This is a genomic window from Sutterella sp. (assembly GCF_052272535.1).
Taxonomy (GTDB): Bacteria; Pseudomonadota; Gammaproteobacteria; order Burkholderiales; family Burkholderiaceae_F; genus Sutterella.
The window spans coordinates 1-9110 of the sequence record NZ_DAVZJY010000085.1 but is presented as its reverse complement, the minus strand read 5'-3'; the positions used below and the strand labels follow the sequence as shown (position 1 = coordinate 9110).

Here is a 9110-nt window from a genome sequence, read left to right as displayed (position 1 = left end):
TTTAGCACATATCAAGATATAGAGCAAGCTTTTCCTAGTAAAAAACAAAGAATTATGGCGGGCGCACAACAAGCAATTAGAGCCTGCTACGCATCAGCCCTGAAGCCCGTAGCGTGTTGTCGGAAGCATCCCCACAATGTTGCTGCAGACATACATTCATTCATAATTTTGTGGTTATCCTAGGGAAAGTCCCAGTAAGCCGGATTCGAGGATTTTTCCGGGCGCAGTTTTCATCCCCACTCCGCAGTTCTCCATCCGCTCCGTGAACGCGCACCGCGGGCACCTCCCAAAGCTCTGCGCACCCCTTGCGCACCCCTTGCGCAGTACATAAGCCGTTGAAATTGCAATGTTTATCCGTCTCTCTGAGGTGCGCGCGGCATCATTGCGTATGCACACGTTCATCCTTTTCCGAATCAATTCGACGGCTTGATAATCCCGCAGCTGCAGCGTTTTTCAGAATATGAGTTTCCTCAATTTCAAGGACTCCAACATTCTCGAGCTCGCATTGAAAAAGTGAACTTTTTGGGTACGGCGAACCCTTGGACTTCCCCGCCGTCATGGGCTTCGTCAAGGGGTAGCCCTACCCAAATTATTGATTCTGCTGCGAACTTGCAGACTACGCCCGGTCCAGGTAGGATTCAGCCCGTCCAGAGGCTGCAGGCCGCGAACCTCCGTTCGCAGCACTGCAGCTCAGGACTTCAATGTCAACCGCCTTCATCCCGGGTATCCGAAGGCGGACTGCATTGAATAACGCAGTGACGCTTCAACCCAGCAAATGGGAAGGGCAGTTCACCATTCACCATCAACCATTTCATCAACCCAAAAGAAGGCTCAAAGGAAAATGAACACTACCTTCACCCTTCCCTCTCTCCGTGAGATCGAGCAGAGCGAAAAGGCGCAGTCCGCGATGCGCGTCCTCGGCTTCCTCCTCCTCATCGCCGCGGTGTACTTCCTCGCGAGCGGCGAGTGCTTCGCGGCCGATCAGGTCACCAACGACTTCGACGGCATCTGGAAGCGCCTCCAGGACTGGACGCAGGGAAGCCTCGGCAAAAGCATCTCGCTCCTTTTTCTCTTAATTGGCTTAGCAGCTGGTCTTCTACGTGGCTCCATCGTTTCGTGCGTCGTGTGCCTCGGTGCTGCGCTCGCGCTCGCCACGGTTCCGTCGATCATCAACTCGATCTTCACCGGGACCATCTGAGTGAGTCCGGAAAGCGTGCAGGTCCCGAAGAGTCTTGAGATTCAGCCTCGATTCCTTCTTTGGGATGCCGAAACCGTGATTCTCGTCACGACCTTTCTGGTCTTCGGCGGAATCGTGAATCACCCGTTGATTGGCGGCGCCATTGGATGCGCGCTCTCCGCCCTCTGGGCGAGGTTCACGCAGACGAAGGCGCGGAGCTATGCGCTTCATTTGGCCTACTGGCATCTGAACGCGGTTCGACTCCATTCCTCGCCGCCCTCATTCCGTCGTCATCTCACATCGTGAGTCACCCGCCCGCAGCGAGAGTCCGTATCCTGCTGCGGGCAGCTCAAGATCCATGGAATGCGGACCAAACCCGCAATCCCCTAAGTTCTGAACATCGCCCCCCCCCTTTGGAGAGTCCGACGCCATGTCCAATGAAACCGCCGCCGCCCGGCTCGGGCTGCGCGCCTACATCCTCCGCATTCTGGCTCTGAGCCTCTGCGCGAACGTCATCATGGCGGGCGCCATGTGCATTCAACCCGAGACGGTGACCGTAATCCTCCCGCCGACGGCGGCGTCGAACGGCTCCCCAAGCGGTTGGCGGATCACGTCCAATACGCCGGACCCGGAGTACTTGGAGCAATGGTCGATCAGCATGCTCTCGCTCATCGCCACGATTTCGCCGGCAAGCATGAAGGGCCAGGCCGAGCGCTTTCTCGAGCGCGTCGCACCCGAGGTCTTCGCCGAGATGCAGAAGCGCCTCCTGAAGGAGATGGACTCCCTGCGCGCCGACCAGGCGGGGCAGGCCTTCTATCCGACCCGGATCCGCAGCGACCTGCAGACCCTCAAGGTCCTCGTCGAGGGCGAGCGGCGCACCTTCATCGGGTCGACGACGACGAGCGTCGGATCGGTCGTCTACGAACTCGCCTGGCGCTACACCGCAGGCCGGCTCTACCTCCTCGCACTGCGCGAACTTCCGCCTGCCGAGGCTGCCACGGCCTTCTGACGCAGCGGCCCGCCCGCACCAGCCCTTTTTCCGAACAGGGACCCGGAGGACTTCGCGAAGCCCTCCGCTTCCCCCCGCGGTTCTGCACCCGGAGCGACCCGCCCTCACCAATAGTTTTCCTTAAAGATGAAGAAGTTGCACAAGCCCTCCGCTCCCGCGGCGATCGTCTTCACGTCGATCCTGATCGCCCTCCTGACGCCCTTCGCCGCGCGCTACGCCGATGCAGCCGAGGCTTTCGGCCCCGCGTCCGGCCTGCCGGGCGGGGCGGTCTTCCACCGCGCCGAAGAAGCGCGGCCGCTCGCCTACACCGTGGGCCTCGGAAAGACGAGCCGCATCAGCATCCTCGGCGACCGCATTCAGTCCGCGGTCTACGACCAGGCGCTTCTCTCGGTGAAGACCGAGAGCTCTACGGGGCAGCTCTTCGTGCAGCCCATCCAGGAGGCCGAGATTCCGCTCTACATCACGACGGAAAGCGGCCTCACGGTGGACGTGATGCTTACGGCCGTCGCCGAAGGCGACCCGCAGAGCATCACGCTCACCCGCCGCGCGACCGCGAATGCCCAGCCGGGCAGCGACATGCGCTCGACGCGCACCCTCGCACCGATGCCCGTCTCGGACTACGAAGCGGCCGTGAAGCGCCTCGTGCGCGCGGCGGCCGAAGAGCGCGAGTCGGCCGACATCCTCCGCCGCGGCGCCTGCCCGCGGCCGAGCGTCTCGGTCCTGCGTGCGATGGAGCGGCTTTCCTCCCTCAACCCCGTCGTCACCTCGTGCTGGTCGTCGCTCGCGCTCCGCGCAACGGTGATCGGCTTCAGGAACCCGCGCCTCGGAACGGTGCTCCTCAACGAAGAGGCGCTCGCCGGCCCCACGGTGCTCGCCGTGAGCTTCGATCGGCTGCGGCTCGGCTTCAAGGAAGCCGGGTCGGTGATTCTCGTGGAGGCCGAAGGTGAGTGACCATTTCCTGCAGAACCTCTGGAAGATCTACGTCCGGGGAGAAACGGAAGACAACCAGGCGCGGCGGCGCACGCAGCAGCTCGCCGCAGCGGGCGTCGTTCTCGCGGTGGTGGTGCTCATCGGCGCGGCGCTTCTGCTCGCCCCGGCGCCCAAGCCCCCGGCGGGGCGCGACACCCACGACACGATGCTCTCGCTCGGCGCGGACCGCGTGCAGCGCGACCGCTTCGTGCTGAAGTCCGAGCTCGCGATCGACGAGCTCACCGAGCGGATCGCGCGACTTGAACGGCGCTCGGCGCAGAATTCCGCGACGAGCGACGAAGCGATCAAGCAGATCGCCCGCACGCTCGCCGAACAGGGCGTGAGCATTCAGGAGCTCGTGAAGAGCTCGCGCGACCTCGAAGCCTACCGCACGACGACCGAAGCCCGCGAGAAGGCGCGCGAAGAGGCGCTCAAGGAAAACCGCGCCGCCGGGTCCTCCTCCCTCACGCCCGAAGGCGTCTACGACCCGAACGACCTCGACCGGCGCATCGCCGCCGCGGGCGGCATCGGCTCCACGGGCGCCGCCTCCGGATTCTCCACCCCGACGCCGCAGGGCACGCTCGCCCTCGTGACGCTCGAGCCCCCGAAGGACGCCCGAACGCCCGCCAAGAAGCCCCAAGCCCCCCACGCCTTCTATCAGTCCGACACGCCGATCGCCCTCAACCGGGCGGCCGGCACCCGCATCGACGCCTACCTCCCGGCCGGATCCTTCGCGAAGGCGACGCTCCTCACGGGCGTCACCGCCCTTGCTTCCGGCGCCGGACTCGGGACGCCCATGCCGGTTCTGATGTTTCTCGACGTGACGACCCTCCCCGGCCTGCGCCGGGCCGGCACGAAGTCCTGCCACCTGACGGGCGCCGCCACCGCGGACCTCTCGTCGGAGCGCGTGCACGTGCGCCTTGACCGCCTCTCCTGCGTCGGTCCCGCCGACGAGGTCCTCGACATTCCGGTCTCGGGCTACGCCGTGGGCCCCGACGGCCGGGTGGGCGTGCGCGGTCAGCTCGTGAGCCGCTCGGGCGCCGCGATCTCCGCCGCCCTCTCGACCGCCGTGATCTCGGGGCTTGGAAAGTCGATCGCCCTCAGCTCGCAGCAGACCACCACGAGCACCCTGACGGGCGTCACCACGGCCACCTACTCCGACGCGGCCCGCGCGGGCTTCGGTCAGGGGTTCGCCAACGCCGCCGATCGTCTGGTTCAGTACTACATCAATCTCTCCGAGCGCATCTATCCGTGCATCGAGGTCACGAACGGTCTCCCGCTCGAAATCGTCTTTTCCCAGGGCGTCCACTTGAAGAACGTCTAGTTCCGCCGGAGCGCCCCGCCGCATCACCCTTCCATCCCCCTCAACCACACCCTCACTTCAAGGAGAACCCGTGCAGTCCACGAATCTGACCGCGACCAAGCGCGTCAAGCCCCTCACCGCAGCCGTCTTCGCCCTCAGCCGCCACCACACGAAGTACTCGAAGAACCAACTGGCCGTCTTCTCGCAGTGCCGCAAGCTCAGCGCCTTTCTCCATGTGCTCGGCCACTTCGGCTACCCTATCGACGCGCTCTGCCCCGCGGGGTCGTCGGCCGATCCGGCCGCGCCCGGCGAAGACTGGCGGCGGCTGCACGTGCTCCTCAAGGAGGCGGTGAGCGAACCTTCGGGCAAGGCCGTCGATCCGGCCAACATCGAGTTCTTCAAGACGCGCCGCGGCGTGAAGTCGCCCCTGCGCGCAATGCTCTTCCTGCGCGGCCGCGAACCGAGGAGCCGCTACGAGTTCGCCGTCGTTCTCGTCGACGGCCCGCTCCCGATTGAGGAGATCCTCCACGTCCTCACGCTGACGAAGACTCTGAAGCCCATCTCCGGAGGCACCGTCAAGCTCAAGCTCCTGCGCGAGCTGCGCACGCTCTTCCGCAGGCACCCCACGATCACGCACCAGCTCGAGACCGCCGAAACCCTCAGAGGGCGCGACCTCGAAAACGACGCCCCCTTCATCGCGCTCGCCCTCGCGGGACCGCACCCCGCGGACGTCGAGCGCCACCAGACGACGCCGCACCCGGCCGAGCCGATTCTCTATCCCGTGGGCGCGGAGCTCGGCGCCTGCTCGGCGCTCCACAACGCCAACGGCGCGGGGAGCCCCGTCGCGACCGCCGACTCCCACTGCCGGCGCCCGCGAGCCTATCTCGCCGCCAAGGTGCCCAAACTGCTGCTGCGCACGAAGGGGATGGCGAACCGCCTGAGGTCGCTGCCGCCTCCCGCCGCAAAGATCGACGCGCCGCTCACGCCCGCCACGCTACGCATGGAGTCCGCCAAGCGCTTCCTCATGCTTGCCGCCGCCGTCATGTCGACCTCCTCCCTCACGGGCTGCGGCGCGATGCTCGGGCTCGACGCGAAGAACGACTTCTCGTGCCCGGCCGCCCAGGGCGTGCCCTGCCGCAGCCTCTCCACGGTCTATGAGCTCACGAAGTCGGACGCCCTCCCGCACCAGGTCCACCCGGTCGACTTCGCCGCCCCCGTGCTCGAAGCGCCTCAACCCGGTGCTTCTCTGCCGGAATCCGCTCCAACCCCTGCGCCCGTCCCTGCGGACACCCCGGTCGCGAGCGGCGCGGGCACGACGAATGCCGTCTCCGAAGCGGTCCGCGCCAACGTGACCAAAGGTCCCAAATCCGTCGGAGCCGCTCCGGCCGCCGGGGCGGAGCCTACGACCACGTCCGCCGCCGGCGTGCCGCAAGGCGCTCGAGCCCCTCAAGGCGCCGCCGGCGAAACCCCGGCCGCGCCGATCACCGCCGCCCGAACCTCGGGCCCCGAAGCCGTGGTCTTCGACCCGAGAACCGCCGCGACCGCGGACTACGCCAAGCCCGTGCGTCTGCCTGAGGAAATCCGACGCGTGCTCCTCGCGCCCTGGACGGATGACGAAGGGGACCTTCACGAAGGGCACTTCCTCTACCTCGAAATCCGCCGTGCGCATTGGCTCACCGCCCGCCGCCCGGCGGCGGACGCGTCCGCCGTGACGCAGCTCTCCTTCGGGCCCGTCGGTGGGGCGCCAAAAGCCTCCGCCGCGCCGCAGCCGCCTCAGGCGAAGCCAACGCCGCAGGCCCCTCTCACGGGCTTCACCTCGGCCGAAGACCTGCGGCGCCTGCGCTCGGAATATGAAGCGAAGATCCGCACCGTGCTTCCCGCCGCCGGAGCGAAGTGATGCGCTTTGACTCCGCTTCGCTCGCCGCGCTCTTCGGGCTCGGCGGCAACCGTGCGCCGCGTCTGCGCACGGGGCCGGGGATGTCCGCCACGGGACTTGACGGCGACCCCGTCGAGCTCGATCCCTTCGGCGCACACCTCCCCTACGACGGCTTCATCGAGGACCGCTTCGTCGTGCTCTCCACAACCGACCCCAAGCGCATGGACGGCCTCGGGTTCGTGATCGAGGCCGCCCCGCAGACGGGCGTCACCGACGACATGCAGAAGACCTTGATGTCGCTCATGCTTTCCGTCACGCTCCCCGTGGGCTCGGTGATTTCGATGACGCTCTACGCATCGTCGGCCATCGAAGGGCTCCTCGAGCTCTGGAAGACCTCGCACGCGCCCGGTCTCGAGCACCTCGCCCCGGATGCGGCCGAAATCGCCCGCCGATCGGTGGAGAACCGGGCGGCGCTGATGCTCAGGGCCTCGCGCAGGCAGATCCTCCCGACGGCGCCCGTCGAGGTGAGGCACTTCCGCGCCTGGCTCTCGGTCGTCGTCAAGACCGACGACCCGTGGGGCGACGAAGCGCTCCGCACGGCCGAGACCGCCGCGCGGGCGATGGAGGCCGTGCTCGCGCAGGCGCATCTCTTCGGAGGCCTCTGGACTTCGAGCGACTTCACGGCGACGCTGCGCGAACTCCTCAACCCGCAGAAGCTGCGCGCCCGGACGCTCGCGCCCAAGACCACGTCGCCCTTGGAGGAGCTGCGCTGGCAGCTCCTCGACCGCGACACCGAGGTCGAGGTGGGCAAGTACGGCATGCGCTTTCACGGGGGCGGCGGAGAAGATGCGGACGTCACCGTGATGGGGTTGTCGCTTGAAAACTATCCGCCGAAGATCAACCTCGCGCTCACGTCGCTTCTGATCGGCGAGCCCGGGCGCGCCGGCGCGCAGATTCCGTGTCCCTTCCTCTTCTCGAGCATCATCGAGGTGCCCGACTCCGCCGCCGAAAAGGCCCGCGTGAACGCGATGGTGCTGCGCACGCGGCAGATGATGACAACCCCGGTCGCAGCGCTCGTGACGCACTACCACGAGGCCCACAGGGAGTTTTCGATCGCCCAGCGGAGCTTTGAGACCGCGGGCGGCGTCGCGCGCGTGCTCCACCAGATGGTGCTCTTTGCGCCCAAGGGGCTCGAGACCGACGCGCTCCAGGCCGCGCAGGCGCTCGCGCGCAAGGTGAACGCGGACCTCCAGCCCAACACGTGTCTTCATGCCGTGGCCCTCACGTCCGTCCTCCCCTGCGGGGCGGGTCCGCGGTTGGCCGACGACTTGAAGCGCCTGCGGCGCTTTCCGCGCCGCACCGCCGCGACCGGCGTCTGCGGCATGCCCGTGATGGCCGAGTACCGCGGCACGGGCCCGCGCCCGGGGGCGAGGAAGCGCACTCCGCTCCTGATGCTCACGGGCCGCAAGGGCCAGATCATGATGATCGACCCCTTTGCGAACGCGCACGGCTCCTATTCGGCGACCGTCGTCGGAAAGCCCGGCTCAGGGAAATCCGTCGTCATGAACGAGCTCGCGGCCTCCACCCTCATGACGGGCGGGCGCGTCTGGGTCATCGACGCGGGCTTCTCCTACCAGAAGCTCTGTGCGCTCTTGGGCGGCGCCTTCTTCGTCTTCGACGAGTCGGCGCACTGGGATTTGAATCCCTTCCAATTCCTCGCGCCTGCCGAGAACGGGGACGAGGGCGACGCCGCCCCCGACCGCGAACTCCTCGAGATGGTGGTGAAGGTGGTGGTGGAGCTCATGACGCCGAAAGGTCTCCCCGATTACGCCGAGTCGGTCCTCGCGCAGTGCATCCTCACGGCCGCGGCCGCCGGGCGCGCCCGGAGCACCGGAAGCTCGAAGGGCGCGCACGCGACGATGGACGATCTGCACGCGGCGCTTCTCGCCTACCGGCTCCCCAACGGACGCGAAGAGCGCGCGGCGCTCGAGATGGCCGCGATGCTCATGCCCTACGTCTCGGGCGGGCCCTTCGGCCGGTGGTTCGACGGTTCTGGCGCCCCCGTGGACTTCACGAACCGCTTCACGGTGCTCGAGCTCGACGGGCTCTCGGCCCACCGGCGGCTGCGCTCGGCGGTGCTGATGACCCTGATGCTCACGATCGAGCGCGCGATGCGCGCCGCCCCCCAGGAGGAGGCGAAGCTCGTGTGCATCGACGAAGCATGGGACCTGATGGGCGAAGGCACCTCGGGGCGCTTCATCGAGACGGGCTACCGCCGCGCGAGAAAGCTGAACGGCGCCTTCGTCACGGCGACGCAGTCGATCGCGGACTTCTTTCTCTCCGACACCGCGCAGGCCGCCTGGCGCTGCGCCGACACCCGGATCTTTCTGCGCCAGGACGCCGACGGCCTCGACGCGCTCGCGCGCGACGGCCGCATGACGGGCGACGCGTGGCTCAAGGACGCCATCGCCTCCCTCACCACGGTCGCGGGCGCCTGGAGCGAGATGGTCGTGAAGGTGGGCGACGACCCGGCTGCGGTCGGGCGTCTCATCCTCGACCCGTACTCGCGGGTCGCCTATTCGACCCTTCCGGCCGAGGTCGCCGCCGTCAAGGCCTGGGAGGCCGCGGGGCTGCCGCTCCCGGAAGCGGTCGCGCGCGTCGCCGCGGGCGAAGCACCTCCGGGCGGCTGATCGCCCCGGGCTCCGCCCGAATCTGCCTCTTTTTCCTTCCATTTCCCTCCCCGCCGCACCCGCTGCGGCGGGGTCCACCCCCCGAG

General features: G+C 67.2%; 7 protein-coding genes. All 7 read left to right on the top strand.

What is annotated here, in order from left to right:
- The first annotated feature begins 841 nt into the window (after window positions 1-841).
- Window positions 842-1198, top strand: coding sequence for a TraA family conjugative transfer protein (traA, locus tag ACT6Y9_RS05805; RefSeq protein WP_443743835.1), 357 nt, complete (start codon window positions 842-844; stop codon window positions 1196-1198).
- Window positions 1199-1483, top strand: coding sequence for a type IV conjugative transfer system protein TraL (gene traL / locus ACT6Y9_RS05800; RefSeq protein WP_443743834.1), 285 nt, complete (start codon window positions 1199-1201; stop codon window positions 1481-1483). It abuts the gene before it with no gap.
- A 124-nt stretch (window positions 1484-1607) separates the two neighbouring features.
- Window positions 1608-2186, top strand: a complete 579-nt coding sequence (locus ACT6Y9_RS05795) for a TraE/TraK family type IV conjugative transfer system protein (RefSeq protein WP_443743833.1) — start codon at window positions 1608-1610, stop codon at window positions 2184-2186.
- Window positions 2187-2312: 126 nt separating this feature from the next.
- Window positions 2313-3137 carry a TraK domain-containing protein gene (locus ACT6Y9_RS05790; RefSeq protein ID WP_443743832.1) on the top strand — a complete coding sequence of 275 codons (825 nt, stop codon included), beginning with the start codon at window positions 2313-2315 and terminating at the stop codon, window positions 3135-3137.
- Window positions 3130-4479, top strand: a complete 1350-nt coding sequence (locus tag ACT6Y9_RS05785; RefSeq protein WP_443743831.1) for a TrbI/VirB10 family protein — start codon at window positions 3130-3132, stop codon at window positions 4477-4479. The genes ACT6Y9_RS05790 and ACT6Y9_RS05785 overlap by 8 nt, the downstream gene beginning before the upstream one ends.
- Window positions 4480-4549: 70 nt before the next feature.
- A complete protein-coding gene (locus tag ACT6Y9_RS05780) occupies window positions 4550-6355 on the top strand; it encodes a TraV family lipoprotein (protein ID WP_443743830.1) in 1806 nt (601 codons plus the stop codon).
- On the top strand, window positions 6355-9024 hold the full coding sequence (locus ACT6Y9_RS05775; RefSeq protein WP_443743829.1) for a TraC family protein: 2670 nt from the start codon (window positions 6355-6357) through the stop codon (window positions 9022-9024). Before ACT6Y9_RS05780 ends, ACT6Y9_RS05775 begins: the two co-directional genes overlap by 1 nt.
- Window positions 9025-9110: the final 86 nt, after the last annotated feature.